General features: G+C 69.0%; 26 protein-coding genes and 1 pseudogene. 17 read left to right on the top strand and 10 right to left on the bottom strand.

Annotated elements, in window-relative coordinates; translation table 11 throughout:
• Positions 1 to 33: 33 nt before the first annotated feature.
• The 6 genes from ACL03I_RS19185 (at position 34) to rdgB (ending at position 4,780) form a co-directional block, all read left to right on the top strand.
• A complete protein-coding gene (locus ACL03I_RS19185; RefSeq protein ID WP_355075593.1) occupies positions 34 to 306 on the top strand; it encodes a MoaD/ThiS family protein in 273 nt (90 codons plus the stop codon).
• 8 nt (positions 307 to 314) lie between these two features.
• Positions 315 to 1,277: a cysteine synthase gene (locus ACL03I_RS19180; RefSeq protein ID WP_355075595.1), complete on the top strand. Its 963-nt coding sequence runs from the start codon at positions 315 to 317 to the stop codon at positions 1,275 to 1,277.
• A gap of 65 nt (positions 1,278 to 1,342) precedes the next feature.
• Positions 1,343 to 2,059 carry a rhomboid family intramembrane serine protease gene (locus ACL03I_RS19175; protein ID WP_355075597.1) on the top strand — a complete coding sequence of 239 codons (717 nt, stop codon included), beginning with the start codon at positions 1,343 to 1,345 and terminating at the stop codon, positions 2,057 to 2,059.
• Between the two features lie 69 nt (positions 2,060 to 2,128).
• A complete protein-coding gene (locus ACL03I_RS19170; RefSeq protein ID WP_412806597.1) occupies positions 2,129 to 2,893 on the top strand; it encodes a cyclic nucleotide-degrading phosphodiesterase in 765 nt (254 codons plus the stop codon).
• Between the two features lie 505 nt (positions 2,894 to 3,398).
• Complete coding sequence (rph, locus tag ACL03I_RS19165) at positions 3,399 to 4,169, top strand: ribonuclease PH (protein ID WP_355075601.1); 771 nt, start codon at positions 3,399 to 3,401, stop codon at positions 4,167 to 4,169.
• Positions 4,169 to 4,780, top strand: a complete 612-nt coding sequence (gene rdgB / locus ACL03I_RS19160) for an RdgB/HAM1 family non-canonical purine NTP pyrophosphatase (protein WP_355075603.1) — start codon at positions 4,169 to 4,171, stop codon at positions 4,778 to 4,780. Before rph ends, rdgB begins: the two co-directional genes overlap by 1 nt.
• A gap of 4 nt (positions 4,781 to 4,784) precedes the next feature.
• Here the strand turns inward: rdgB and ACL03I_RS19155 are convergent, their stop codons facing one another.
• The 4 genes and pseudogenes from ACL03I_RS19155 to ACL03I_RS19140 all read right to left on the bottom strand — a co-directional run bounded on the left by ACL03I_RS19155 (position 4,785) and on the right by ACL03I_RS19140 (position 8,444).
• Complete coding sequence (locus tag ACL03I_RS19155; RefSeq protein WP_397077039.1) at positions 4,785 to 5,150, bottom strand: DUF3817 domain-containing protein; 366 nt, start codon at positions 5,148 to 5,150, stop codon at positions 4,785 to 4,787.
• The gene (locus tag ACL03I_RS19150; protein WP_412806596.1) at positions 5,147 to 5,620 is read right to left on the bottom strand and encodes a transcriptional regulator; all 474 of its coding nucleotides are present in this window, start codon (positions 5,618 to 5,620) and stop codon (positions 5,147 to 5,149) included. The genes ACL03I_RS19155 and ACL03I_RS19150 overlap by 4 nt, the downstream gene beginning before the upstream one ends.
• A gap of 424 nt (positions 5,621 to 6,044) precedes the next feature.
• Positions 6,045 to 6,920: pseudogene (locus tag ACL03I_RS19145) on the bottom strand (oxidoreductase).
• A 114-nt stretch (positions 6,921 to 7,034) separates the two neighbouring features.
• Positions 7,035 to 8,444: a lipase family protein gene (locus ACL03I_RS19140; RefSeq protein ID WP_364430138.1), complete on the bottom strand. Its 1,410-nt coding sequence runs from the start codon at positions 8,442 to 8,444 to the stop codon at positions 7,035 to 7,037.
• Positions 8,445 to 8,606: 162 nt separating this feature from the next.
• Here ACL03I_RS19140 and ACL03I_RS19135 point away from each other — a divergent pair, with 162 nt between their 5' ends.
• From ACL03I_RS19135 to ACL03I_RS19115, 5 genes are all read left to right on the top strand, one after another.
• Entirely contained in the window at positions 8,607 to 9,266 is a 660-nt protein-coding gene (locus ACL03I_RS19135) for a TetR/AcrR family transcriptional regulator (protein ID WP_355075611.1), read from the top strand.
• A gap of 55 nt (positions 9,267 to 9,321) precedes the next feature.
• Complete coding sequence (locus tag ACL03I_RS19130) at positions 9,322 to 11,355, top strand: MDR family MFS transporter (RefSeq protein WP_355075613.1); 2,034 nt, start codon at positions 9,322 to 9,324, stop codon at positions 11,353 to 11,355.
• A gap of 63 nt (positions 11,356 to 11,418) precedes the next feature.
• Entirely contained in the window at positions 11,419 to 12,063 is a 645-nt protein-coding gene (locus tag ACL03I_RS19125) for a PadR family transcriptional regulator (protein ID WP_412806595.1), read from the top strand.
• A gap of 182 nt (positions 12,064 to 12,245) precedes the next feature.
• A complete protein-coding gene (locus ACL03I_RS19120; protein WP_412806594.1) occupies positions 12,246 to 13,448 on the top strand; it encodes an FAD-dependent oxidoreductase in 1,203 nt (400 codons plus the stop codon).
• 78 nt (positions 13,449 to 13,526) lie between these two features.
• Positions 13,527 to 14,450 carry a LysR family transcriptional regulator gene (locus ACL03I_RS19115; protein WP_412806593.1) on the top strand — a complete coding sequence of 308 codons (924 nt, stop codon included), beginning with the start codon at positions 13,527 to 13,529 and terminating at the stop codon, positions 14,448 to 14,450.
• A gap of 12 nt (positions 14,451 to 14,462) precedes the next feature.
• Here ACL03I_RS19115 and ACL03I_RS19110 read toward each other — a convergent pair whose 3' ends face one another.
• A complete protein-coding gene (locus tag ACL03I_RS19110; RefSeq protein ID WP_412806592.1) occupies positions 14,463 to 15,254 on the bottom strand; it encodes a helix-turn-helix domain-containing protein in 792 nt (263 codons plus the stop codon).
• An 86-nt stretch (positions 15,255 to 15,340) separates the two neighbouring features.
• Between ACL03I_RS19110 and ACL03I_RS19105 the strand changes: the two genes are divergently transcribed.
• Both ACL03I_RS19105 and ACL03I_RS19100 read left to right on the top strand, forming a co-directional pair.
• Positions 15,341 to 15,784 (top strand): hypothetical protein, encoded by a 444-nt coding sequence (locus tag ACL03I_RS19105; RefSeq protein ID WP_397279139.1) that lies wholly within the window; start codon positions 15,341 to 15,343, stop codon positions 15,782 to 15,784.
• Positions 15,784 to 16,800, top strand: a complete 1,017-nt coding sequence (locus ACL03I_RS19100; RefSeq protein WP_355075973.1) for a zinc-dependent alcohol dehydrogenase family protein — start codon at positions 15,784 to 15,786, stop codon at positions 16,798 to 16,800. Before ACL03I_RS19105 ends, ACL03I_RS19100 begins: the two co-directional genes overlap by 1 nt.
• A 3-nt stretch (positions 16,801 to 16,803) precedes the next feature.
• Here the strand turns inward: ACL03I_RS19100 and ACL03I_RS19095 are convergent, their stop codons facing one another.
• Positions 16,804 to 17,526, bottom strand: a complete 723-nt coding sequence (locus tag ACL03I_RS19095; protein ID WP_355075622.1) for an HNH endonuclease family protein — start codon at positions 17,524 to 17,526, stop codon at positions 16,804 to 16,806.
• Positions 17,527 to 18,057: 531 nt separating this feature from the next.
• Here ACL03I_RS19095 and ACL03I_RS19090 point away from each other — a divergent pair.
• Both ACL03I_RS19090 and ACL03I_RS19085 read left to right on the top strand, forming a co-directional pair.
• Positions 18,058 to 19,080 carry a haloalkane dehalogenase gene (locus ACL03I_RS19090; RefSeq protein WP_412806591.1) on the top strand — a complete coding sequence of 341 codons (1,023 nt, stop codon included), beginning with the start codon at positions 18,058 to 18,060 and terminating at the stop codon, positions 19,078 to 19,080.
• Positions 19,081 to 19,144: 64 nt separating this feature from the next.
• Entirely contained in the window at positions 19,145 to 20,005 is an 861-nt protein-coding gene (locus ACL03I_RS19085) for an RNA polymerase sigma factor (protein WP_412806590.1), read from the top strand.
• A 17-nt stretch (positions 20,006 to 20,022) separates the two neighbouring features.
• On the opposite strand, the gene mmuM is transcribed toward ACL03I_RS19085, so the two are convergent.
• On the bottom strand, positions 20,023 to 20,925 hold the full coding sequence (gene mmuM, locus ACL03I_RS19080; RefSeq protein WP_412806606.1) for a homocysteine S-methyltransferase: 903 nt from the start codon (positions 20,923 to 20,925) through the stop codon (positions 20,023 to 20,025).
• A gap of 49 nt (positions 20,926 to 20,974) precedes the next feature.
• Positions 20,975 to 21,637, bottom strand: a complete 663-nt coding sequence (locus ACL03I_RS19075) for a phosphate signaling complex PhoU family protein (RefSeq protein WP_412806589.1) — start codon at positions 21,635 to 21,637, stop codon at positions 20,975 to 20,977.
• 521 nt (positions 21,638 to 22,158) lie between these two features.
• Here ACL03I_RS19075 and ACL03I_RS19070 point away from each other — a divergent pair.
• The gene (locus ACL03I_RS19070; RefSeq protein WP_412806588.1) at positions 22,159 to 22,554 is read left to right on the top strand and encodes a nitroreductase/quinone reductase family protein; all 396 of its coding nucleotides are present in this window, start codon (positions 22,159 to 22,161) and stop codon (positions 22,552 to 22,554) included.
• 69 nt (positions 22,555 to 22,623) lie between these two features.
• Entirely contained in the window at positions 22,624 to 23,715 is a 1,092-nt protein-coding gene (locus ACL03I_RS19065) for a calcium:cation antiporter (RefSeq protein WP_356966917.1), read from the top strand.
• 117 nt (positions 23,716 to 23,832) lie between these two features.
• Here the strand turns inward: ACL03I_RS19065 and ACL03I_RS19060 are convergent, their stop codons facing one another.
• Positions 23,833 to 24,213 carry a DUF5313 family protein gene (locus ACL03I_RS19060; RefSeq protein ID WP_364430103.1) on the bottom strand — a complete coding sequence of 127 codons (381 nt, stop codon included), beginning with the start codon at positions 24,211 to 24,213 and terminating at the stop codon, positions 23,833 to 23,835.
• Positions 24,210 to 24,701 (bottom strand): MarR family winged helix-turn-helix transcriptional regulator, encoded by a 492-nt coding sequence (locus ACL03I_RS19055; protein WP_356966920.1) that lies wholly within the window; start codon positions 24,699 to 24,701, stop codon positions 24,210 to 24,212. Before ACL03I_RS19055 ends, ACL03I_RS19060 begins: the two co-directional genes overlap by 4 nt.
• Positions 24,702 to 24,776: the final 75 nt, after the last annotated feature.

Raw genomic sequence — 24,776 nt, 5'->3', positions numbered from 1 at the left:
ACCGATGCCTGTTCGCGAAACCGAGGAGTACCCATGCCGGTAACCGTCTCCATTCCGACCATCATGCGCGGCCTCACCGGAGGTGAGAAGCGCGTGCAGGCCGAGGGCGCCACGCTGTCGGCGCTGATCGACGACCTGGAGGCCAACCACCCCGGGCTCGCCGAGCGCCTGCTGAAGGACGGCAAGCTGAACCGCTACGTCAATATCTACGTCGACGACGAAGACGTGCGCTTCGCGGGCGGGCTGGCCGCCGAAGTGCCCGAGGACGCCAGCGTCACGATCCTGCCCGCCGTGGCCGGAGGCTGACCCGTCCCGTGGCGCGTTACGAATCGCTGATCGCGACTCTCGGCAATACCCCGCTGGTCGGGCTGCGCACCCTGTCCCCGCGATGGGACGGTGACGATCACGTGCGGCTGTGGGCCAAGCTGGAGGATCGCAACCCCACCGGCTCGATCAAGGACCGGCCCGCCCTGCGGATGATCGAGCAGGCCGAGGCCGACGGGCTGCTGCGGCCCGGTTGCACGATTCTCGAACCCACCAGCGGCAACACGGGCATCTCGCTGGCCATGGCGGCGAAGCTCAAGGGATACCAGCTGGTCTGCGTGATGCCCGAGAACACCTCGGTGGAGCGGCGGCAGTTGCTCACCATGTTCGGGGCCAGGATCATCGATTCCCCGGCCGCGGGCGGCTCCAATCAGGCCGTCGCGCTGGCGAAGAAGATCGCCGCGGAGAACCCCGATTGGGTGATGCTCTACCAGTACGGCAATCCGGCGAACACGGCGGCGCACTACGAGACGACCGGCCCGGAAATTCTGGCCGACCTGCCCGAGATCACCCATTTCGTCGCGGGTCTCGGCACCACGGGCACGCTGATGGGGACCGGCCGCTTCCTGCGGGAGAAGGTGCCCGGCATCGAGATCGTGGCCGCCGAACCGCGTTACGGCGAACTGGTCTACGGCCTGCGCAACATCGACGAGGGATTCATCCCCGAGTTGTACGACGAGAGCGTGCTGACCACCCGTTTTTCGGTCGGCCCGTACGACGCGGTGAAACGCACCCGCGAACTGGTGCTCGAAGAGGGCATCTTCGCCGGGATCTCCACCGGCGCCATCCTGCACGCCGCGCTCGGCGTCGCCCGCAAGGCGGTCAAGGCGGGCACGCGCGCCGACATCGCGTTCGTGGTCGCCGACGGCGGATGGAAATACCTGTCGACCGGGGCCTACGACGGCACGCTCGAAGAGGCGGAAGAGCGGCTCGACGGCCAGCTCTGGGCCTGATTCCCGGCCGCGCCGGTACCCTCGGTGAGGCGGGGCCACGTCCCCGCCACGGCGAGGAGGTGGCCATGACCGGCGCGGGACTCGGGCCGTCGTTCGACCCTGATCGGCCGGCTGCGCTTCGTGCGCAATTGGGCAAGCCCGCCGGTGTGCCCACAGCGCCCGCCACCGCGGGCTTCGCCGCGATCAAGCAACTGTGGCTGCGGGCCGGCGTGCTGATCGCCGGATTCGTGGGGGTGCTGTACGGCGTCGAAGGGGTCGACACCGCCGTCGGTGGCCGGCTCGACCACGCGGGCATCGAGCCGCGCCGCGCCGACGGGCTGACCGGCATCCTGTTCGCCCCGTTGTTGCACGGCGGCTGGCCACATCTGATCGGCAACACGCTCCCGGTACTGGTGCTCGGCTTCCTGGTCCTGGTGACGGGCATCGGCCGCGGGCTGGCCGCGACCGCGATCATCTGGCTGGGGGCCGGGCTCGGCGTCTGGCTCACCGGGGCGACGGGGAGTACGCATATCGGCGCGTCGTCGCTGGTGTTCGGCTGGCTGACCTTCCTCATCTCCCGTGGCTGGTTCGCGCGCAACGTCGGGCAGATCGTGCTCGGTCTCGTGGTGCTGGCCCTCTACGGGTCGCTGCTGTGGGGCGTTCTGCCGGGACAGCCCGGAATCTCTTGGCAGGGGCATCTATTCGGCGCGTTGAGTGGATTGCTGGCCGGCTGGGTACTCTCTGGAGATGCACGACGAAACCGCCGCGGGGACCGAGCCGGAATCGGCGCGTCGCCGCGGTGACCGGGCGGCCCGCCGGAGATGTGGGGGGATCCTTTCTTGAGTGAGAATTCCGCGTGGCAGCATGGGGGAATGCGCCTTACCGTCCTCGGGTGCTCGGGCAGTGTGTCCGGCCCGGACTCTCCCGCGTCGGGTTACCTGCTGACCGGCCCGGACATGCGGCCGACGGTGATCGATTTCGGTCCGGGAGTGCTCGGCGCGTTGCAGCGCCACGCCGATCCCGGTGAGGTCGACATCTTCCTGACCCATCTGCACGCCGACCACTGCCTGGACCTGCCCGGTTTGCTGGTATGGCGCCGCTACCACCCGACGCCCCCGGAGGGCAAGGCGATCGTGCGCGGCCCGTCGGACACCTCGTTGCGCATCGGCAACGCCTCCGCCGAGGTCGGCGGCGAATGCGACGACTGGTCCGATGTGATCGACATGCGGCCCTGGGTCGAAGACGAGTCCATCTCCTTCGGGCCGGGTCACACCGTCACCGCGCGCCGGATGTACCACCCCCCGGAGTCCTACGGTCTGCGGATCGTCACCGCCGCGGGACGCACTTTCGTCTACACCGGCGACACCGCACTCTGCCCTCAGGTCCACGAACTCGCGCAGGGCGCAGACATCCTGATGGCGGAAGCGTCCTGGACCCACGACCCGGCGAATCGCCCTCCCGGCATCCACCTTTCGGGCACCGAGGCGGGCCGGATCGCCGCCGAGGCAGGCGTGAAGGAACTGCTGCTCACCCACATCCCCCCGTGGACTTCCCGCGAGGACGTGATCGCCGAGGCGAAAGCAGAGTTCACCGGCCCCGTGCATGCGGTGGCTCCGGGCGAAACCTTCGATCTCTGACCGAATCCCGGGTAACGCCGGGCATGACGCGAACTTCACGAGCGGAACCGCGTCACCGGCCTTGTACAGCACACCGGTCTGCCGAATGACGCGCCGATCCCCGAGTCCGTACGTCCCCTTCGACGACCGATTCGCGGCCTGACTCGACCCGGGTGCCGACCATCCCGCGCAACCGTGACAGGCCTCGCCGATCCGCGTTCCCGCTCGCGGTGCGATAACGGCGGTATCCGCGTGCGGAACCACGGCGGGCACACGGACCGAATTTGCGCCGCATCCGCTCAGCCATGGGTAGCGACCGTCGTCCCCAACGCGCCCAGCTCGCCTCAACCACGGGTTTCGAGCGAAGCGAGAACGAGCATGCGCCGTTCGCGGCCCGGCTCGCGTTTGCGCGACCGTCGCGTACGCGACGAAGGAGCAAGCGGCGGCCGCGCAAACGCGAGCCATGAAGGGGCCGCGAACACGCCGCGACGAAGTCGCGGCAAATTGAACACAGTAGGCTGTGGCCGTGTCGAGACGAGCCGATGGCAGGGCGGACGATGAGCTCCGCGAGGTCCGGATCACCCGTGGTTTCACCACGCATCCAGCTGGTTCGGTGCTGGTGGAGTTCGGGCAGACGCGGGTGATGTGCACCGCGAGCGTCACCGAGGGGGTGCCGCCGTGGCGGCGTGACTCCGGGTTGGGCTGGCTCACCGCCGAGTACGCGATGTTGCCAGCCGCGACGCACACTCGCAGCGGGCGGGAATCGGTGAAGGGCCGGATCGGCGGACGGACCCAGGAGATCAGCCGTCTGATCGGCCGCTCGCTGCGCGCCTGCATCGACCTCGCCGCGATAGGGGAGAACACCATCGCCATCGACTGCGATGTGCTCCAGGCCGACGGCGGTACCAGGACGGCCGCCATCACCGGCGCCTACGTGGCGCTGGCGGATGCCGTGACCTATCTCGGCGCGGCGGGCGCGCTGGCCGACCCGCAGCCGATCTCCTGTGCGATCGCCGCGGTGAGCGTCGGCGTGGTCGACGGCCGGGTGCGGGTGGATCTGCCCTACGAGGAGGACTCGCGCGCCGAGGTCGATATGAACGTGGTCGCGACCGATACCGGAACGCTGGTGGAGATCCAGGGCACCGGCGAGGGCGCCACCTTCCCGCGCTCCACGCTGGACAAGTTGCTCGATGCCGCGCTCGCGTCCTGCGAGCAGTTGTTCGTCGTGCAGAAAGAGGCGCTGGCGCTGCCGTATCCCGGCGTGCTTCCCGAGCCCGCCGAGTCGAAGAGGAAGTGATGACCCGCCGTCTGCTGGTGGCCAGCCGCAACACCAAGAAACTGAACGAACTGCGCCGCATCCTCGACGAGGCAGGCATCGCCGGAATCGAGATCGTCGGATTGAACGATGTTCCCCCGTACGACGAGGCGCCCGAGACCGGCGCGACGTTCGAGGAGAACGCGCTGGCCAAAGCGCGCGACGGCGCCGTGGCCACCGGATTGGCTTGCGTCGCCGACGATTCCGGTATCGAGGTGGACGCGTTGAACGGCATGCCGGGTGTGCTGTCGGCGCGCTGGTCGGGCAAGCACGGCGACGACGCGGCGAACAACGCGCTGCTGCTGGCACAGCTGTCGGATGTGCCGGACGAGCGGCGCGGCGGGCGGTTCGTGTCCACCTGCGCGCTGGTGGTGCCCGGCGGCGCGGAGACCGTGGTGCGCGGCGAATGGCCCGGCTCGATCGGGCGGAAGCCGGTGGGCGACGGCGGTTTCGGCTACGACCCGCTGTTCGTCCCGGAAGGCGGCGATGTCACCGCGGCCCAGTTGACGCCCGCCCAGAAGGACGCGGTGTCGCATCGCGGGCGGGCGCTGGCCCAGTTGACGCCCGCGCTGGCTGCGCTCGCCGAAGGCTGACGCCTCAGACGCCGAAGGTCTGCTTGACCTGCTTGGCGTTGACGTGTTCGACGAAGAACGACAGCAACGGGATGGTGCCCGCGAGCAGGGTGCCGACGGTGCGCAGGACCGGCCAGCGGACCTTGACCGCGAGGTCGGCGGTGACCAGCAGGTAGACGAAGTACACCCAGCCGTGCACGACCGCGATCCAGCTGGGGGTGGCCACGTCGAAGCCGTACTTGGCGATCATCTCACCGGTGAGCAGCAGCAACCAGAGGCCGGTGATCCAGGCCAGCGCCCGATAGCGCAGCAGCGCCGGACCGATCTTGGCGGCGTTCCCGGCCCTGGCCGGGGCAGCGGTGGTCTCGGTGGAATTCTCGCTGGTGGTCAACCGGCGCTCCTCTCGCGGGTGTGCAGGCCTGCCGTGCGGACCTGTTCTTCGATGTCGTCGGCGTGCAGCGCGGCGAGGTATCGGTTGTACTCGGCGAGCACGGGGTCATCATCCCGGACGGCCTTCGGGCGCTCGGGCAGCAGTCCCGCCGGGAGTTCGGTCGGCGCGATCGGCTTCGCGGCGCGCTTGGCTGTGGGTGCATCGCGCCGCGAAGCCGCGGCGGACTCGTTCTTTTCCTCTGGTTCGCCTGCCTCGCGTTCCAGCCGCACGAACCGGAAGTAGGCGAAGACGGCGAAACCCGCGAACAGGGGCCACTGCAGCGCGTAGCCGAGATTCTGTGCGGTGCCGGTCGCGGACTCGTACCGTTCCCACTGCCACCAGGCCAGCCCCAGGCAGCCCAGCGCGGCGACGATCACCAGCGCGATGAGGGCCGGGCGGTTGTGTGCCGAGCGGCGGGGTGAGGCGGACACGGCTTCTACGGTACCCGTTCTACTACGCGGGCCGTAGAACAAGGTGCGCCGTCCCGCGCCTGCTGTGACCACGGTCATCGAGGCGACGAACGGTGCGGAGCGGACCGGCGCTCGGGGCGGTGTCGGATGCCGAGACGAGCGGCCGCGCGCCCGCTGCCGGATGTGGCTTCCGATGTGGCAGCGGGCCGCTGCAAATCACGCAGTCGTCACGAGTGGTGCCGCTCGCCGCCATGTGGCAGCGCGCATCGGGCGTCCGCTCCGGCGCGTGCCACCGAGCGCGCGGCCGGACTCCGCCTGCGGTGAACTCGACGAGTCGGCCCGGTTCGACCGCAGGTGCCGCGCGCACGACGCGGACCCTTCCGGGCGCATCGACAACCGGGCCCCCGGCGTGCAGTTGCCGCTGACTGCTCCGGTGTTGCTCCGCTCAGAACGAGTAGGTGACTCCGGTCTTGCGCTCCGACTCTGCCCACAGCCGCTGCCACAGGTCCTTGTTCTGCGACAGGCGGGTGGACGACGAGGGTTTCACCGGGCCCTGGCTGCCGAAGAGCCGGGTCGGGCCCCAGTAGGTCTCGGGATCGGCGTCCGGCATGGTGGCGGCGAACAACGTCGAGTGCGCGGCCTTGGCGGGCGAGTGCCCGATCAGGCGGATGAACGGCTTGGCGATGTGGTCGAGCGGGGTCTCGGTGTGCGCGAAGAGGTCGGTGGCCGAGACACCGGGGTGCACCGCGTAGGAGCGCTTGCGGGAGCCGGATTCACGCAGCCTGCGCTGCAGTTCACGGGCGAACATCAGATTGCACAGCTTGGCCTGCGCATAGGCGAGATTGCGCTGGTAGCGGCGCTTTTCGTAGTCGAGGTCGTCGATCCAGAGCTTCGGCGTCTGCTTGTGCGCGATGCTGGAGAGGGTGACCACCCGATCGGTGATCCGGTCCAGCAGGAGGCCGGTGAGCGCGAAGTGCCCGAGGTGATTGACGCCCCACTGGGTCTCGAAGCCGTCTTTGGTTCACGAGAACGGGATGTTCATCAGGCCGGCGTTGTTGACCAGGACGTCGAATTCGCCGCTGTCGTCGGCGAACTTGCGCACCGAGGACAGATCGGCCAGGTCCAGTTCCGCCACACGGACATCGCCGTCGATGCCCGCGGCGACCTCTTTCGCCTTGACCGCGTTGCGGCAGGCCATGATCACGGTCGCGCCCTTGGACGCCAGGACTTTCGTGGTGACGGCGCCCAAGCCGCCGTTCGCGCCGGTGATGACAAAGGTGCGTCCCGTCTGGTCCGGGATCTCAGCTGGTTTCCACGCCATGCGCCAACCTTACTCTGGAGTAAGTTTCCGGGGAAGATATCGGCATCGATCGTCTCAGACGCAAGGGCTCGTGTCGCGGAACGCGCCCGCGACACGAGCTGTCGGCCGGGTCGTTCAGCGGCCGCTGCCGATGGGTTGCCCGAAGGCGGCCGCGAGTACGGCACCCACCGTGTCGCTCCACACCTGCCAGGTGGCGGGGTCCAACGTCATCGAGCCGACATCGGTGATGGTGACGCCGCCGGCCACCGGCGCGCCCGCGAAGCGGTCCTTCAGCCACAGCAGCGCGCGCGGTGCCGCGATCGGGTCCAGAGTCAGGTGCTCGCTGAAGTGGTCGCGGATGTACTCGACCCGCGCGCCCGGGTCCTCGGCATAGGTTCCGACGAGCTCGTTGACCGGTCCGACCGGGATCAGCCAGTCGGCATTGGCCTGGTACATCAGCATCGGCATGTCCGGCACGGCCTTGCCGAGCTTCGTCTTGTGCAGCACGTCGGCGACAGCGGGGTCGGTGAAGGGATTCTTCGCCAGCATCCCGAGGTTGTCGGCGAACGGGAACAGCGCGGCCTGGTAGCTGGCGCAGAGTTGTTCCTTGCCCGCGATCATGAGCTTGCCCAGGCCGTTCGCGTTCTCGTCGAGGAATTTCCGCAGCTCGGGATATTCGCGCGAGACGCCGAGCGCGCCCGCGAAGATCAGCCCGGCGGAGAGATTGCCGTTGGCCATCCGCAATGCGGCCGACAGGTCGGCGGGGATGCCGCCCTCCGCGGTGCCGACCACGTTGAGTTCGGGTGCGTAGTCGCGCTTCAGTTCGGCGGCCCAGCCGGTGGCGATCGCGCCGCCGGAGTAGCCCATCATCCCGACCCTGGTCCCGGTCCCGGACAGTTGCATCGGTGCGAAGTTCTCCGCGGCGCGAATGCCGTCGAGCGTGATCCGGCCCGCCAAAGGACCTGCGGCGTAAGCCGAGTCGGGCCCCTGGTGGTCGGGGATCACCGCGGCCCAGCCTTGGGCCAGTGCGGCCTGCACCTCGAGGAACTGGGCCGCCACCAGGGTGGAGCCGGTCAAGGTCGCGGGGATGGAACCCATCTGGAGTTGATACGACGGCATGCAGTAGTTGCCGGTCGAGTCTTCGGCGATCTGGTAGGAGAACAGCGGCCGGTCGGCGACGTAGCCGCGCGGCTTGATCACCGTGGCCACGGCGGGGATGGCCTCGCCGCGGGAGTTGGTGGAGCGGTAGGACAACTGCCAGGCGTCCACGTTCACCGGGAGCAGCGACAGGTTCGCCAGATTCACCTGGCGTGCGGCGATGATCTGGCCGGGGGACAAGTCGGTGTAGGTCTGCGCGGGCGGGCGATAGAACGCCGGGTCGAAGCCCGGCGGCAGCGGCGGAAGGGGGAACGGCAGTGCGGGCTGGACCACCGGATCGTCCGGCGCGGGCTCGGCGGCTGCCGAGGCGGGGAGGAAGGGCAGTCCCACCGCCACCACGGCGAGCGCCGCGAGCAGCTTCGGTGCGTGCTTGCGCGAAATGACCACGCGAGAACCTCTTCGTTCTGTGAGCCACATTTGTGAGCCCCATCGGTTTCAGACTGGACCCGAGTATGCGGCGTCATGACCCGGATCACAAGTACGAATCGGGCGGCGGCCAAGGCATGCGGGGTAGTTCGTGGTCGCCGGGATTTCGCTACGGTGAGAGATATGACGGCGACAGTGGGCAGGCAATACGGCGGGCGTGCCGTCGTGGAGCGGAAAGCCGAGCGGCGTCAGCGGTTCCTCGACGCGGCCACCCGGATCTTCGCCGAGCGCGGTTACGCCGATTGCTCGCTGGCCGACGTATGCGCCGCCGCGGGTCTGTCCAAGCGTCAGTTCTACGAGGAGTTCCAGACCAGGGAGGACGTTCTGGTCGCCGCATACGACCGGATCCAGAACGAGGCCGCCGCGGCCGTGGTCGCGCGGATGGACGCGCTCGACCCGCGGTTCGACCTGCGCGCCGCGATGACCGCCGTGGTGACCGCTTATCTCGAGTCGATCGGCGCCGATCCCTACCGCGCCAAGGTCGCCTTCATCGAAGTGGTGGGCGTGAGCGAACGGATGGAGCGGCACCGCCGCGAACGCAGGCACGCGTGGGCTTCCGTGCTGGAAACCCACGTGGTTCCGGTGGTTGCTCCCGGTTCGCGGGTGCGCGGCACGCCGGGGTGGGGGGCGAGCGCCTTGATCGGCGCGATCAACGGGCTGGCGCACGAGTGGGTGCTCGCCGATCCGCGTCCGTCGGTGGCCGAACTCGTCGATCTGCTCGTGCCCATCGCGATGTCGCTCATCGAGCGGCCGGAGGAAGCGCCGGAGGGCGAACCCGGCTGATTCGCTGCCGTGTCGCTGGATATCCATCGACGCGGCAAAAGCCCATACTGGGCTGATGGCCGGTTCGGTTGCTGTCGCCGCGGACCCTGTTGCCCCGATGGGCAGGGCCAAGACCAACATCGTATTCGGCACCATCGTGCTCGGCATGCTCATGGCGGCGCTGGACCAGACCATCGTGTCCACCGCGCTGCCCACCATCGTCGCCGACCTCGGCGGGGCGGGGCACATGGCGTGGGTGGTCACCTCGTACCTGCTCGCCGAGGCGGTGGCGACCGCCCTCGCCGGAAAGCTCGGCGATCTGTTCGGCCGCAAGCTGGTGTTCCAGATCAGTGCGGTGATCTTCATCGTCGGCTCGATGGTCGCAGGCCTGGCGAACGGCATGCTGGTGCTGGTCCTCGCTCGCGGGATCCAGGGCTTCGGCGCGGGCGGACTGATGGTCACGTCGATGGCGCTGATCGCCGACATCATCCCGTTGCGGCAGCGGGGTAAGTACCAGGGCGCGCTGGGTGCGGTATTCGGCGTGACCACGGTGATCGGTCCGACGCTGGGCGGCCTGTTCACCGACCACGCCAGCTGGCGCTGGTGCTTCTACGTCAACGTGCCGGTCGCGGTGGTGATGATCGCGTTGGCGGCCCGCACCATCCCACGGGTGCGCGCGGCGGCCAGGCCGATCATCGATTACCTCGGCATCGGCTTGGTGGCGCTGGGCGTCTCCTGCCTGATCCTCGGCCTGGAATGGGGCGGGCAGCAGTACGCGTGGGGCTCGCCGACGATCGTCGGCCTGTTCGCCGCGGCGGCTTTCCTGCTCGTCACGTTCGTCGGGGTCGAGTTGCGCGCAGCGGAACCGATGCTGCCGATGGGGTTGTTCCGCAGCCGGGTGTTCACGGTGTGCTCGATCCTCAGTTTCATCGTCGGCTTCGCCATGCTCGGCTCGATGACCTACCTGCCCGCGTATCTGCAATACGTCGACGGTGTTTCGGCCACCATGTCGGGTGTTCGCACACTGCCGCTGGTGGTGGGCCTGTTCACCACCTCGATCCTGTCCGGGCAGGTGGTCGGCAAGACCGGCCGCTACCGGTACTTCCCGATCGCGGGCACGTTGGTCATGGCGCTCGGCCTGTACTTGATGTCGACGATGGGCCGGACCACCGGCACATTGCTGGAGTCGCTGTACATGCTGATCCTCGGCCTGGGTATCGGACTGGCGATGCAGGTGCTCACCATCGTCGTGCAGAACACCGTGCCCTACGCCCAGCTGGGTACCGCGACCTCCGGTGTCACGTTCTTCCGCACGCTCGGTAGCGCCTTCGGGACGGCCATCTTCGGCACGCTCTACAGCAACCAGATCGGCCCCAACCTCGCCGCCGCGCTGGCTCAGGTGCGCGTGGTGCCACCCGGGGTCGCGGCGGACCCGCAGGCGTTGCGCGCGTTGCCCGCCGAACAGTCGGCGCCGATCATCGATGCGTACGCGGACTCGATCGATTACGTGTTCTTCTGGGTCGTTCCGATCGTGTTGGCCGGATTCGTGGTCGCGTGGTTCCTGCCCGAGGTGCCGCTGCGTGACAGCGCGCGGGCGGGGGCGGGCGATGTGGGCGAAGGGTTCTCGGTGCCCGACTCGCCCGATCGGCTGGTGCAACTGGAACGCGCCATCGCGGGCACCATGCACCGAGCGGGGGCGGAGGATCCGATCGGCGCGCGCATCCTCGCCGACGCGGACAGCGACCTCACACGCGGTGAGGCATGGGCGCTCGGCCAGGTGTATCTGCGCGACCGGGTGCGCGGTGACGCCACGCTGGCCGGAATCGCCTGGGCGCACCGAGTGCCCCAGGAGGTGATCGAGCCGATCTACGACCAGGTCGGCGCGGAGGGCTATCTGACGCGAGAGGGTAAACGCTTGCGGCTCACCGATTCCGGTGCGGCCGAGATGGATCGGATCAAGGCGGCCTGGCGGCGCTGGCTCGACACCAGGCTCGACGACTGGAACGAGGCCGACCCGGCCGATCGCGCACTGCTGGATCAGGCGCTGACGAACATCGCCACGAAGTTGCTGGAGGACCACGCGCGCGAGCAGGAAACGGTGCCCGCCTGACCGCTCTTGCGGTCGATTACTCGTAGACGTATATTCGTAGACGAGTAAGAAGGAGGTGCCGCGATGAAGAAACGCAAGGTCGACAACCTGTTGGCGCTCGCGGTGCTGTCCGTGATCGTCGAGCGCCCCATGCATCGCTACGAAATCGCCCAGACCCTGCGTGACCGGGGCAAGGACCACGACATGGCGATCAAATGGGGTTCGCTCTACACGGTCGTGCAGAACATGGCCAAGGTCGGGTTCCTCGAGGTCGTCGGCAGTGAACGGGCGGGCGCCCGTCCCGAGCGAGTCATCTATCGGATCACCGACGAGGGTCGCGCCGAGATGGCCGATTGGACCAGGGAACTGCTGTCGACTCCGGAACCGGAACCGCACCGGTTCGTCGCGGGGCTGTCGATTCTCGCTGTGCTTCCGCCCGCCGAGGTGGTCGAACTGCTCGCCACCCGCCTCGAAGCGCTGGATCGAACCATCGAGACCGTACGTCGTGAACTCGGCGAACTCGCGGGCGCGTTGCCGCGACTGTTCATCGTCGAGTCCGAGTTCGGACTGGCGATGCTCGAAGCCGAGGCGGCGTGGACGCGCTCGCTGCGCGCGGAACTGACCGAGGGCACCTTCCCCGGACTGGCGCAATGGCGCGAGTGGCACGAGCGCGGCGCGCTGCCGGCGGAGGTCGCCGAAATGGTGGAGAGGGGGATGGCCGAGGACTAGCCGAGAAACCGGGCCCGGCGAAGGTGCGGCAACACCGCCGCCGGGCCCGATCGAACAGTCTCGAACCGCGCCCGCGAACGCGCACCCGGCTACAAGGCTGGCAACCACAGGATAACCGGGTGGGTGGCGCGTGTGTCGGTCCGGGAACCGAAACCCGTATCGCACGAATCCTGGAGACACCCATGTCCACAACACGTACCGCCCTGGTGATCGGTGGCGGCATCGCCGGCCCCGTCGTCGCGACGGCCCTGCGCAAAGCGGGCATCGACGCCCGCGTCTACGAGGCCTATCCCGGCCCTTCCTATGGCATCGGCAGCGGACTCGGGCTCGCGCCGAACGGCGTCGCCGCGCTCGACATCATCGGGGCGGGCGACCCGGTCCGCGCCATCGCGCTTCCGGTCCGCAACATGAACATGTCCGTCGGCGCGAAGGTGCTGGCGATGCCCGGCATCCCCGATATGCCGCCGCTGCAACTGGTCGATCGCAGCGAGCTGCACCAAACGCTGCACCGGCACGCGGTCGCGGCGGGCGTTCCGTTCGAGTACGACAAGCGCCTGGTCGATGTGCGCGAAGACGCGTCGGGCATCACCGCCCAGTTCGCCGATGGCGGCACAGCCACCGCCGACGTGCTGATCGGCGCGGACGGCATCCGCTCGCGGGTGCGCACGCTGATCGACCCGAAGGCGCCCGGCCCCGACTACACCGGCATGCTCGGCTTCGGCGCGACCACCGAGTGCGACGCCGACATCCCCCCGGACACCATGACCTTCGCGTTCGGCAAGCGGGCCTACTACCTGTACTGGCCGCTCGGGGACGGGCGGGTGGCATGGGGAGCGAACCTGCCGCACAAGGAGTATCTGTCGCTCACCGCGGCGCGGGCGGTGCCGAGCGCGCACTGGTTGCGCATCTTGCGCGAGGTCTACGGCGACGACACCCCTGGCGGCGAGCTCGCTCGGCGCACCACCGAGGAGCAGTTGGAGGTGGTCGGCGCACTGCACATCATGCCGCCGGTGCCGCACTGGTATCGCGGGCGGATGGTGCTGGTCGGCGATGCGGTGCACGCTCCGTCCAACAGTTCCGGTCAGGGCGCGTCGCTGGCCATCGAGAGCGCCGTGCAGCTGGCCCGCTGCTTGCGTGATCTGCCCGCTCCGGAGGCGTTCGCGGTCTACGAGCGCTTGCGGCGCGAGCGGGTGGAAGGCGTCGCGGCGCGCGCGGCGAAGATCAATCACAGCAAGACGCCGGGGCCGGTGGGACGCAAGGTCATGCAGTTGCTCATGCCGGTCATGGCCAAGACCGTGATGAAACCGGAGAAGACCATGGGACCGGAGCAGCGCTACCGGATCGACTGGGACGCTCCCGCCGAGCACGAGCTCGCGTCGGTCTGAGTCGGCCGGAGGTCCCTCGGGTCCGAGCGACCCGGGGGTCCTCCGGTGCGGCTATCGGCGGCGGAATAGAGTTGCGTGGTGAGCGATAGGGATTCCGATGGAAATCTGGATCTGAACCAGTTGCGCACCTTCCTGGCCGTGCACCGGGCCGGTTCGATCACAGCCGGGGCGCGGCTGGTCGGCTTGTCCCAGCCGACCGTGACCGGCCAATTGCAGGCGTTGGAGAAGCGGCTCGGCGCGCGACTGTTCGACCGATTGCCGCGCGGCGTCGCGCCGACCACGGCGGCGACCGAGCTGGCGGCGCGCATCGCCGCGCCGCTGGACGCGCTGGACACCGTGGCGGGTCCGGTCCACCGGGCCGAACCCGCGCCACAGCCCGCCGTTCGTCTCGCCGGACCCGCCGAGTTCCTCGCGGTGCACGGGCTCCCCGCGCTGGCGCCACTGGTCGAGCGAGGGGTTCGACTGGCGGTCCACGCGGGGCTGACCGACGACTTGCTCGGCGGGCTGCGGGCCGGGCACTTCGACCTGGTGGTGTCGACGGTCCGGCCCAGAGGCCGGACGGTGGTCGCCGAACCGCTGGGTGACGAGGAGTTCGTGCTCGTCGCCGGGCCGCAGGTCGCCGCGCGCGTCGACGGCGACCTGTTGCGGACCAAGGGCCCGGTCGCGTTGTCCGATGTTCCGCTGGTCAGTTACGCCCCGGATCTGCCGATCCTGCGCCGGTATTGGCGGCACGTCTTCGGCGTCCGGCTCGCCGCCGAGGCCGCGGTGGTCGTCGCCGATCTGCGCGCGGTCGCCGCGGCGGTCGCGGCGGGCGCGGGGATCAGTGTGCTGCCGCGATATCTCTGTGCGGCCGAACTGGATTCGGGATCGCTCGTCGCGCTGTTGGAACCGGAGGACCCGCCGATCAACACGGCATTCCTGGTGCGTCGGCCCGGACCCGCTGTTCGCCCGCACGTCGAGCTGGTCCGTCAGCGGCTGACCGCCGCGGCGCTGCACTGGTGAGCGCGGGCCCGCTCAGTATCGCGCCGCGCGGTCGCGCAGAATTCGCGCGGTCCGCTCGTCGCTGGGCAGGAACGCCTCCAATTGCAACTCGGCGAGCGTGACGTCCACCGCGGTGGCGAAGGAGGTGAGCGTGGTGATCAAACGCAATTCCCCTTCGGCGCAGCGCAGGCGCAGCGGCACCGCGAAACCGAGATGGTCCGGTCCCGGTTCGGCCTGGGGCAGATACGTCTCCAGCTCGGCGATCAGCTCGTCCAAGGCGGGATCGGGGCTGCGGGCCATCCGGTTGCGCAGCGCCTCGGTGACGTGCCGTCCCCATTCCGGCAGGTTGACCACGCGGGCGGCCAAGCCGTCCGGGTGTAGCGCGAGCCGCAGCACGTTGACCGGCGGCTCCAGCAGCCACGGCGCGGCGCCCTCGGTGAGCACCTCGAAGGCCGAGTTGGCGGCGAGCAGGACGCCGTGCGGCCGGACCACCAGCGCCGGGTAGGGCAGGTGGCCGTCCAGGATCGCCCGCAACGCCTCCAGCATCGGCGCCAATTCCGCGGTATCGAGCGCCGATTCGGGGAAGACCGGCGCGTAACCCGCGGCGAGCAGCAGTCCGTTGCGCTCACGCAGTGACAGCTCCAGTGATTCGGCCAACCGCACCACCATCGTGCGTCCGGGGCGTGAGCGGCCCTGTTCCAGGAAGCTGAGATGACGCTGCGTGGTGTCGGCGCGGATCGCGAGATCCAGCTGGCTGACCCGTCGCAGCGTGCGCCAATGCTTGAGCTGCCGGGCGAACCCGGTGGACTCGGCCGCCGTCGTCATGGCAGCAGTATCGGGCGTCGGGCGGCGGCTTCGCCATACCTTGCGGGGAATCGCACAGGCTCCGAACGACGGCAAGACTCCGTCCCATGAGCAATCAACTCGATGCACGGGAACTGTCCCGATTCGCCGATCGCTACATCGCGCTGTGGAACGAATCCGACGCGCAGGCCAGGCACAAGCTGATCCGGGAACTGTGGTCCGAGGACGGCGCCCAGGTGCTGGTGGATCCGCCGCAGGAGATGCGGGAGGCGCTTGCCCGACTGTCCTTCCCGATCCCGACCGTGGAGATCCGCGGCTACGAAGCGCTGGACCGGCGCGTGGATCGCGCCTACGAGGAATTCGTCGCCCCTGGTGAGCACGTGTTCGTACCCAAGGGGCAGGCGGTTCGTCTGTCACTGAACCTGATCGGCCTGACCTGGCACATGGTGACGAAGACCGACGGGGCGGTCGTCGGCGGCGGATACGACGTCATCGCGCTCGACGACGCGGGCCGGATCCGGTGGGACCACCAGTACATCGGTGTCGCGTGATGCGGGCCGTCGCCTACCATCTCGACCCCGCGCGCGGGGCGGACGCGCTGACCGTCGCGCCGCAGGAGATGCCAGAGCCAGGGCCACGCCAAGTGGTGATCCAGATGCTGGCGGCGTCACTGAATCGTCGCGATCTCATGTTGCTGGACGGAACGTATCCGCTGCCCGCGACCCCGGGCGTCGTCCCGCTCAGCGACGGTGTCGGCGCGGTGATCGCCGTGGGCGAGGAAGTGACGCGCGCCGCGCTGGGCGACCGGGTGACCGCCTCCTACTTCGTCCGCTGGATCGACGGGCCACAGCGCCAAGCGCACGTGGTCGAGCAGTACGGCGCCACCTATCCCGGCATGCTCGCCACGTACGCGGTGCTGGAAGAGGATTCGGTGGTGCACGTGCCCGACCATCTCACCGACGTGGAGGCCGCCACGCTGACCTGCGCCGGAGTGGTGGCGTGGGCGGCGCTGACCACGCCGCTGCCGGTGCTGCCCGGCGAGACCGTCTTGACCGTCGGCAGTGGATCGGTGGGCCTTTTCGGTGTGCAGCACGCGAAAATGCTGGGCGCTTATGTCATCTCGGTGACCTCGAGCGCGCGAAAGGCCGAGCGGCTGCGCGCGCTGGGAGCCGACGAGGTGATCGATCGGAGCCGGACACCGGACTGGGAGCTGGCCGTGCTGGACCGCACCGGAGGCGACGGTGTGGAACACATCCTCGACGCGGTGGGCATGCCGACCCTGGCGAAATCCGTGCGGTCGGGCGGATACAACGCGCGGATCACGATGATCGGCGCGTTGCCCGCCACCGACGCGCCCGTAGGCAACCCGTTCGGGACGTCGTATCTGTCGATTCGCCGCATCGCGGTGGGCAGCCGGACGCAGTTCGAGGCGATGAACCGAGCGATCACCGCCCACGGGATGCGTCCCGTCATCGACCGCGTGTTCGCGTTCGAGGAAGCCGAAGCGGCCTACCGGTATTTCCGCACCGGAGACCCCTTCGGGAAGGTGGTGATCGAGTTCCCCTAGGACTCAGGGGCAGGCGGTGAGAATCCGCGTCATGGCGTCCTTTTCGGCCGCGGTGACCCAGAGTTGGTAGGCCGTCTTCACCTGGATCTGCCTGGTCACGTAGGCGCAGTGGTAACCCTTGTTCGGCGGCAGCCAATCGGCCGCGTCGGAGTCGCTCTTGGACTGGTTGGTCGGACCGTCCACGGCCTGCAGGTTCAGCGGGTCGTTGGCCAGATCGCGGCGGCGTTCGGCGGAAAGCTTCTGTGCGCCTTTCTGCCACGCGTCCGAGAGCGCGACGACATGGTCGATCTGCACGTCGTCGGAGGACTTCGTGCCGCGCTTGAAGTCGATGGTCTTTCCGGTGTAGAAGTCGGCGAGCGTTCCGGTCGCGACGATGCACTTGCCCGACTTGAACGTCACGTCGGTCATGTCGCGCTGGAGGATGTCGTTGCGGGTGTCGCAGCCGTTGTTGCCGCCGGGCACCGAGACGTTGTCGGACCAGGGCGGCCCGAATTCGTCACGGCTGTATCCGGTCTTGGGCGCACGGTCGGCCACGCGCAGCGCGTTCAACAGCGCGAGCGCGTCGCGCGAGGGAATCGGGGCGGGCGCGTCGGCGCAGGCCCGTCCGCCGGAACCGCAGCCCGACGCGGTCGACTGGCCGGGCGGAACGGTTGTGCAGGAGACCAGTCCGATGGAAGTCGCCACCATGATGCCGATCAGAGCCAGCCGTTGCACTGTGGACTTCATCGAACTTCCTAACGCCGAATCCACTTGAAACTGTAACCGGCGAAAAGGTATCCAGTGACCGGCTTCGCGCAACCGATCGGCGCGTATGAGATTCGGCACAGCTGGCCGGTAACGGGCCGTGCGCCAGAGCTGCCGAGCCGGAGAACGGGGCCGCCCCCGAATCGCCGTGCCGGCGCCGATTCGGGGGCGGTGATCACGAGGAGGCCGGTGGAGCCGCGCGGTTGTGCGGATGGTTGTCCACTCCGAAGCCCGCACTGGGACGACACCACGGGGCTGATGAGGGGGAGGTCCCGAGGTGTCGAGCCGCGCCTGCTCCGGACTCACTCGTGATGATCAGGGGTGATCGATGTCCGGCGGGCGCCGGTGACCAGGGAAGCCGCTCTCCGGTTGCAGCACGCATCCGCTCCGTCTCGATCACGCTTTGTTCTACGTATCAAGACAGTAGATAGATGCCGCGCGAATTGGCAAGTTCGTTCGCACGGTTCGAAAAGTTTCTCAGCCGATCTTCAGTTTCGGCCACACATCTACTGCATGAGTACGGATGTATCCGAGAGTTGCCGCCCTCGCGACGACCGGTTCGACGGGCCTGTGACGATGCTCACTCCACATCCGGTCACAGGCGGTGTGATTCCTGTGTCCAAACGGGTGCAGGCGAAAAGCCGGACCCGAAAGGACCACATCATGCCCACCGTCGACGTCATCGACTCGTTCATCAACTACCGCGACACCGGTGCGGGAGAGACCCCCGTCGTGTTCCTGCACGGCAATCCGACCTCCTCGCATCTGTGGCGCAACGTCATTCCGCACGTGGCCGACCGGACCCGAGTGCTGGCGCCGGACCTGATCGGCATGGGGGAGTCGGGCAAGCCGGACAGCGCCTACCGTTTCACCGATCACGCCGCCTACCTCGACGCCTGGTTCGACGCGCTCGGGCTGGACCGAGTGGTGCTGGTCGGACACGACTGGGGCGGCGCGCTGGGCATGGACTGGGCCGCGCGGCATCCCAGCCGCGTGCGCGGGATCGCGCTGATCGAAACGTTCCTGCGGCCGATGCGCTTCGACGAGCTGCCTCCGCTCGGCGCCGAGCTGTTCCGGAAGTTTCGCTCGGCGGAAGGGGAGCGGATGATCCTGGAGGAGAACATCTTCATCGAGTTCAACCTGCCGAAGGGCGTCGCCGACCTGTCGCCCGAGGACCACGACGTGTACCGGGCGCCGTATCCGACCCCGGCCTCGCGCAAGCCGCTGCTGGTGTGGCCGCGGGAGTTCCCGCTGGACGGCGAGCCCGCCGACGTGGTCGCCCTGGTGCGGAACTACGACGATTGGGCGGCCGCGACGCCCGAGGTGCCCAAGTTGCTGATGGCGTTGGAGAACGGCGTCGGGCTGGGATCGGCGGAGGCGATCGACTGGGCCGCGAGCACCTTCGCGAGCGCCGAGGTCGTCGCGATCCCTCCGGCCGGCCACCACGCGCCGGAGGATCGGCCGGACGAGATCGGCCGGGCGGTCGCGCAGTGGCTCGATCGGCACGCCTTGGTCGGTGCCGCCGCTCGCGCGTGATCTCGGCCGCGATGTGACCCGGCAGTGCTTGCGCCGACCGCGGCGCGGGCCGAATGATGGCCGGATGAGCACGGAGCACGAGCGGGTCGCGGCGGACGAGAAGGCCATGGTCGCCAGCGCGGTCGCGGGCGACCGGGACGCCGTCGCCGAGGTGGTGCGCCTGTTGCAGGACCCGCTGTACCGGCTGGCGCTGCGCATGGTCTGGCGGCCCGCGGAGGCCGAGGACGCGACGCAGGAGATCATGGTGCGCGTCCTCGATCATCTGCACACCTGGCGCGGCGAGGCGAAGCTGCTCACCTGGGCCTACCGCATCGGCGTCAACCACCTGCTGAATCTGCGGCGGCAGACCCCGCAGGAGGCCGCGGAACTGAGCTTGGACGCCTACCGGGACGGACTGGCCGACGGTCTGTCGGAGGCGGACTATCGCGGACCGGAAGCGGTGCTTCTAACTGCCGAGGTGCGGCTCACCTGTAGTCAAGGCATGTTGCAATGCCTGGCCCGGGACGAACGGATCGCGTTCGTGCTCGGCGACGTGTTCGAGCTGAACTCCACCGAGGCCGCCTGGATCCTCGACATCACCCCCGCCGCCTATCGAAAGCGGTTGGAGCGCGCCAAGAAACGGCTCGGGAACTTCCTGAACTCGACCTGTGGCCTGGTCGACCCGACGGCGTTCTGCCGCTGCTCACGCCGCGTGGACAAAGCTCTGGCGCTGGGACGGGTCGACCGGAGCCGTCCGGTGTACGCGCGCCATCCGGTCAGCGCGGGCGGGCGCACCGCGGCCGAGGCCGAACGGCAGATGATCCGGCTGCACGACGCGGCGTCGGTGCTGCGCGCGCATCCCGACTACGCCGCGCCGCAGGCGAAGATGGACGCGATCGCGGGGCTGCTCGGTTCGGGGCGTTTCCCCATGCTCGAGGAGACGTGAACCCGCCGCGTCGGTGATCAGCCCGGTGCTTCCGCGTCGGGTGAACCGGTGGCGGGTGAGGTTCCTCGTAGTTCCGTTACCAGGCGTGTGATCTGCGCGGGGCCGACCCGGCAGCAGCCGCCGATGATCCGTGCGCCTCGGGCGAACCAGTCCCTGGCTTGCCCTGCGGTGAACCGGGTGGGGCCGGTCCAACGGCGGCGCGCCGCATCCCAGTCCTCACCGCTGTTCGGGTAGGCGACCACGGGCTTGCCGGTTCCCGCGGCGAGTTCGACCGCGGCGGCGACATCGGCGGGCGCGCAGCAGTTCACGCCGATCGCGACGATCGAGTCCGAGCCCGCGGCCACCGCGAAGGCGTCGGTGAGCGGTTGCCCGGCTCTGGTGCGCGCGCCGTCGACGGTGTAGCTCAGCCATGCGGGCACGCCGAGGTCGTTCACCAGGTCGACCAGCGCTTCGGCTTCGTCGACGTCGGGGACGGTCTCCAGGGCCAGCAGGTCGGCGCCCGCCTCCGCGAGCACCTCCATGCGCGGTCGATGCCAGGCCCGCAGTTCGGCCACGGTGCGCCCGTAGCGGCCACGGTATTCCGATCCGTCCGCCAGCGCGGCGCCGTAGGGGCCGACCGAGGCGGCGACCCAGCGGCGTCGATCAGCGGTCTCGGCGTCGCACGCGGCACGAGCCAGCGCCACGCCACGTCGCCACAGCTCCACCGTCTGCGCCTTGGTCAGCCCGCGCGCGGCGAAGCCATCGAAAGAAGCCTGATAGGTGGCGGTGGTCGCGATGTCGGCGCCCGCCCGGAAATAGGCTTCGTGCACGGACCGGATCGCGGCGGGATCGTCCACGAGCAGACGGGCCGACCACAACGCGTCGGACAGGTCGTGGCCGCGCGCCTCCAGCTCGGTGGCCAGTCCACCGTCCGAGATCAGTGCCCCCGCCGCAGTGTCGAACAGCACGGCTCCACTGTAGGACGCGGATTCACTCGTCGTCGGTGGGCTGGGCGGTCGGGGGTACCCCGGTGTCGAGGAAACGGATGAGCCGGTCGATGCGCGCGGTGTGGTCGGCACAGCGCTCCAAGTGGTGTCCCAGCAGTGCGTTGTCGATCGCGACTTCGGTGGACGGCTGGGACGCGGGGTCGCGCAGCGCGGAATGCAGTTGCCGGTGCAGCGTTTCCATCGAATGGTCCGCGGGCGTCTCCTCCTCCGGCAGCGGGTGCCGACCGGCGACCGCTCGCCCGGCCGAAGACGTACGCTCGGCCGCCAGCTTGCCCATCGCGGCGAGGATGTCCAGGATGGGTTGCTCGGCAGCGTGTCCGGGGTGACTCTGATACACCTTGTCGGCGACCCGGCTGGCGAGCCAGCCGATGCGGGACAGCTCACCGGCGATCTGGATCGCGGTCACCACATGCCGCAGGTCGCGGGCCACCGGAGCCTGTAGCGCCAGTAACACCACGGTGCGCGCCTCGCAAGCGCCGTACATCTTCTGCAACTGCTCGTCGAGCGCGAAGACCTCGTATGTCGCGGTGAGGTCGGCGTCGACGAGCGCGTCGGTGACACGCTCGACGGCGTCGTGGGCCAGCGTGCACATCAGCGTCAGATCATTGGTCAACGCGATGAGCTCGGCAGTGAACTGGGTGCGCACCGCCAAATTCTCACCTATCGACCGGGGCGGGGTCGATTCCTTGTCGGATGTTCTTCGGTAACGACATCGCCTCGACATGCCGTCGCGGACGGGAACGCTGGACCACGCGCGATCGCTTCGCCAGCAAAACGACGGGAAAATACAGTTGAGGCAGTGCTTTTCGCGGCCGGAACACGATGGCGGATCGGGCGCACCGGCGCGCGCGACGGCGGGCGGCACTCGCGCACGCATGCCGGCCGGGGCAGCGGAGGAGATGCATTGCCCGATCGGGGATCTATGGCGCGCATCACATTGCGCTGTTGCGGCGCATGGCGACTCGCGTGGTTGCTCGTCGCGTGCCCTGTTCGGCTCCGTGCGGCGGCGTGGACGGTCGATACTGCGCGACGTGATGGGCGGGCGTTTGCGTCCCGGTTCCTGTGGCTGCCGCGGTCCGCCGCGTGCGGGTCCGTGCCCTGGTCAACGCCCGAATCGCACACGCGGCGAAGCCAGCCGACGGGTGCGCCCGGTGTTACGGTCGCGGCATGCCGAACTTGCGCGATATCCAGCATCGTGTGGTGACGACGTTCCAGCGCCGACTGGGCAATCCGATCCTCAGTACGCTGCCCGGGCAGACTCTCCTGGAGACCACCGGCCGGGTGAGCGGTCAGCCGCGGATCACTCCGATCGGCGGACGAAGGATCGGCCGGGAATTCTGGCTGGTCTCCGAGTTCGGCGAGCGATCCCAGTATGTGCGGAACATCAAGGTGGACAATCGAGTCCGGCTGCGGCTGCACGGCCGCTGGCACGCGGGCACCGCCCACCTGCTGCCCGACGACGACCCGCGTGCCCGGTTGGCGGCCCTGCCGCGCGCCAACAGCGCGGCCGTCCGGTTGGTCGGCACCGACCTGCTCACGCTGCGCATCGATCTGGACGACTGAACCCGCGGCGGGGCGGGGACATTGGTCGCCTGACCTGGATGCGAGCGATTTGCTGGGACCATGGTGGGCATGATCCGTCTGTTCATCGCCCGTTGGACCGTGCTCGTACCATTGCTCGCCGTCGTCGCCCTCGCGGTCACCTGGGGCCGAAGTCTGCCCGGTGTCGCGGTGACGGTTGTGGTGGTGGCGTTGATCGGGGCGGTGCTCTCGGCGGTTCATCACGCGGAGGTGGTGGCGCGCCGGGTCGGTGAGCCGTTCGGCTCGCTGGTGCTGGCCATCGCGGTGACCGTGATCGAAGTCGCGCTCATTCTCACGCTGATGACCCAGGGCGGTGACAAGACCGCGACCTTGGCCCGCGACACGGTCTTCGCCGCTGCGATGATCACCTGCAACGGCATCCTCGGTCTCTGTCTGCTGGTGGGGGCGTTGCGCAGGCGCGTGGCGGTGTTCAACGCCGAAGGCACGGGTGCGGCGCTGGCCACCGTCGCGACGCTGGCGACGCTCAGCCTGGTGTTGCCGACCTTCACCACGAGCAAACCCGGCCCGGAGTTCTCGCCCGCGCAGCTGGCCTTCGCCGCGGTGGCCTCGCTCGCGCTGTACGGCTTGTTCGTGATGGTGCAGACCGTGCGCCATCCGGACGACTTCCTGCCGGTGGAGGCGGACGGCGTCGTCGCCGAGGACGACGAGCGCGTCGAGCCGCCCACCGTGCGCGACGCCGTCACCAGCCTCGGTCTGCTGCTGGTCGCCCTGGTCTGCGTGGTGGGGTTGGCGAAGGTGGTCTCGCCCGCCGTGGAATCGGCGGTCCAGTCGGCTGGTCTGCCGCAATCGGCGGTCGGCGTGGTGATCGCGTTGCTGGTGCTGCTGCCCGAGACGATCGCCGCGGTGCGGGCCGCGCGCCGCGACCAGGTGCAGATCGGTCTCAATCTGGCGCTGGGTTCGGCCATGGCGAGCATCGGCCTCACCATTCCGGCGATCGCCGTGGCCAGCATCTGGCTGGACGGCCCTTTGGTGCTCGGCTTGGGGGCGACGCAGATGGTGCTGCTGGCGCTGACCGTCGTCGTCGGTGGGCTGACGATCGTTCCTGGGCGGGCGACGCTGCTGCAGGGCGGCGTCCACCTGGCCGTGTTCGCCGCCTTCGTCGGCCTCGCCGCCAGCCCCTAGCGGGCGGCTCAGACGAGCGCCTCGACCGGTCACCGCCGAATCGGTGCGGCGCCAGCGGTGCGAACACGGGGACGCCGGACGGGCGACACCCCGCCTCGGTGGTCGCGAGCCGCGCGCTCAGTGTGGGTGCTGAGCCGCGTATCTGGCTCGTTCCAACGCTCGGCGCCGCGCGCGCTGCGGATTCTCCAGATCCGCGGGCAAGCCGTGCTTCGCGAGCCGATGCGCGCGGTTCATCGGCATGAAAGCGATCGTGTAGAACAGGGCCAGCAGCAGCGCCAGCAGGACCATCGCGCCGCGCAGCCACAGCTCGCCGGGGAAGAGCAGGAACACCGCGAACAACGGTGTGAACGGCACCAGTCCGCGCAGCACGTGCCGGGTGGCGGCGAACCTGCCGGTCAGGTCGTCGCGCACCCACTCACGCATCGAATCGGGCAGGCGGCGGCCGAAGGCGTAGCCGATCCACTGGATCGGACCGGGCCGTCGTTGCTCTCGGGTCATGACCGGGCTCCTGGGTTCGAGGACGGGGCGTGGGGCTCGGCGAGCACCGACCGGCGGGCCGCCTCGTTCACCCGGGTGAGGACATCGCGCAACTGCTCGAGGTCGGCCAGGGTCACGCCGAGGCGTTGGACGACGGCGGGCGGTATCCGCTCGGCCTTCGCGCGCAGTTCGGCTCCGGCCGGGGTCAGGTTCACCACGAGGTTGCGCTCGTCTCGGCTGTCGCGTTCGCGACTGATCAGTCCGGCGGCTTCGAGGCGTTTGAGCAGCGGGGACAGTGTGGGGGAGTCGAGCTGGATGGCCTCGGCGATCGCTTTCACCGACATCGGCGCCTCGCCCCAGAGCGCCAGCATCACCAGATACTGCGGGTGGGTGAGCCCGAGCGGTTCGAGCAGCGGACGGTAGACGGCCAGCACCGCGCGATTGGCCACGGCCAGCGCGAAGCACACCTGCCGGTCCAGGCGCAGCGGATCCTCGATCTCGGTCTCCATCGGTCCTCCTTGTCCTCCCTTAAATTAGCGCATGAATAGTTAGTGCGTTAATCAATGTGGGCGACATCTCGGCGC

It is taken from the genome of Nocardia sichangensis (assembly GCF_047200615.1).
GTDB lineage: Bacteria > Actinomycetota > Actinomycetes > Mycobacteriales > Mycobacteriaceae > Nocardia > Nocardia sichangensis.
Note: the sequence above shows the minus strand (reverse complement) of the source record. Positions and strands in the feature narration are given on the sequence as shown.

Bases quoted from the DNA above. Each gene is read 5' to 3' on its own strand.
- ACL03I_RS19185 (WP_355075593.1), top strand. From the start codon at position 34: ATGCCGGTAACCGTCTCCATTCCGACCATCATGCGCGGCCTCACCGGA.
- ACL03I_RS19175 (WP_355075597.1), top strand. From the start codon at position 1,343: ATGACCGGCGCGGGACTCGGGCCGTCGTTCGACCCTGATCGGCCGGCT.
- ACL03I_RS19170 (WP_412806597.1), top strand. From the start codon at position 2,129: ATGCGCCTTACCGTCCTCGGGTGCTCGGGCAGTGTGTCCGGCCCGGAC.
- rdgB (WP_355075603.1), top strand. From the start codon at position 4,169: ATGACCCGCCGTCTGCTGGTGGCCAGCCGCAACACCAAGAAACTGAAC.
- ACL03I_RS19135 (WP_355075611.1), top strand. From the start codon at position 8,607: ATGACGGCGACAGTGGGCAGGCAATACGGCGGGCGTGCCGTCGTGGAG.
- ACL03I_RS19130 (WP_355075613.1), top strand. From the start codon at position 9,322: ATGGCCGGTTCGGTTGCTGTCGCCGCGGACCCTGTTGCCCCGATGGGC.
- ACL03I_RS19125 (WP_412806595.1), top strand. From the start codon at position 11,419: ATGAAGAAACGCAAGGTCGACAACCTGTTGGCGCTCGCGGTGCTGTCC.
- ACL03I_RS19120 (WP_412806594.1), top strand. From the start codon at position 12,246: ATGTCCACAACACGTACCGCCCTGGTGATCGGTGGCGGCATCGCCGGC.
- ACL03I_RS19110 (WP_412806592.1), bottom strand. From the start codon at position 15,254: ATGACGACGGCGGCCGAGTCCACCGGGTTCGCCCGGCAGCTCAAGCAT.
- ACL03I_RS19105 (WP_397279139.1), top strand. From the start codon at position 15,341: ATGAGCAATCAACTCGATGCACGGGAACTGTCCCGATTCGCCGATCGC.
- ACL03I_RS19100 (WP_355075973.1), top strand. From the start codon at position 15,784: ATGCGGGCCGTCGCCTACCATCTCGACCCCGCGCGCGGGGCGGACGCG.
- ACL03I_RS19095 (WP_355075622.1), bottom strand. From the start codon at position 17,526: ATGAAGTCCACAGTGCAACGGCTGGCTCTGATCGGCATCATGGTGGCG.
- ACL03I_RS19090 (WP_412806591.1), top strand. From the start codon at position 18,058: ATGAGTACGGATGTATCCGAGAGTTGCCGCCCTCGCGACGACCGGTTC.
- ACL03I_RS19085 (WP_412806590.1), top strand. From the start codon at position 19,145: ATGAGCACGGAGCACGAGCGGGTCGCGGCGGACGAGAAGGCCATGGTC.
- ACL03I_RS19070 (WP_412806588.1), top strand. From the start codon at position 22,159: ATGCCGAACTTGCGCGATATCCAGCATCGTGTGGTGACGACGTTCCAG.
- ACL03I_RS19065 (WP_356966917.1), top strand. From the start codon at position 22,624: ATGATCCGTCTGTTCATCGCCCGTTGGACCGTGCTCGTACCATTGCTC.
- ACL03I_RS19060 (WP_364430103.1), bottom strand. From the start codon at position 24,213: ATGACCCGAGAGCAACGACGGCCCGGTCCGATCCAGTGGATCGGCTAC.
- ACL03I_RS19055 (WP_356966920.1), bottom strand. From the start codon at position 24,701: ATGGAGACCGAGATCGAGGATCCGCTGCGCCTGGACCGGCAGGTGTGC.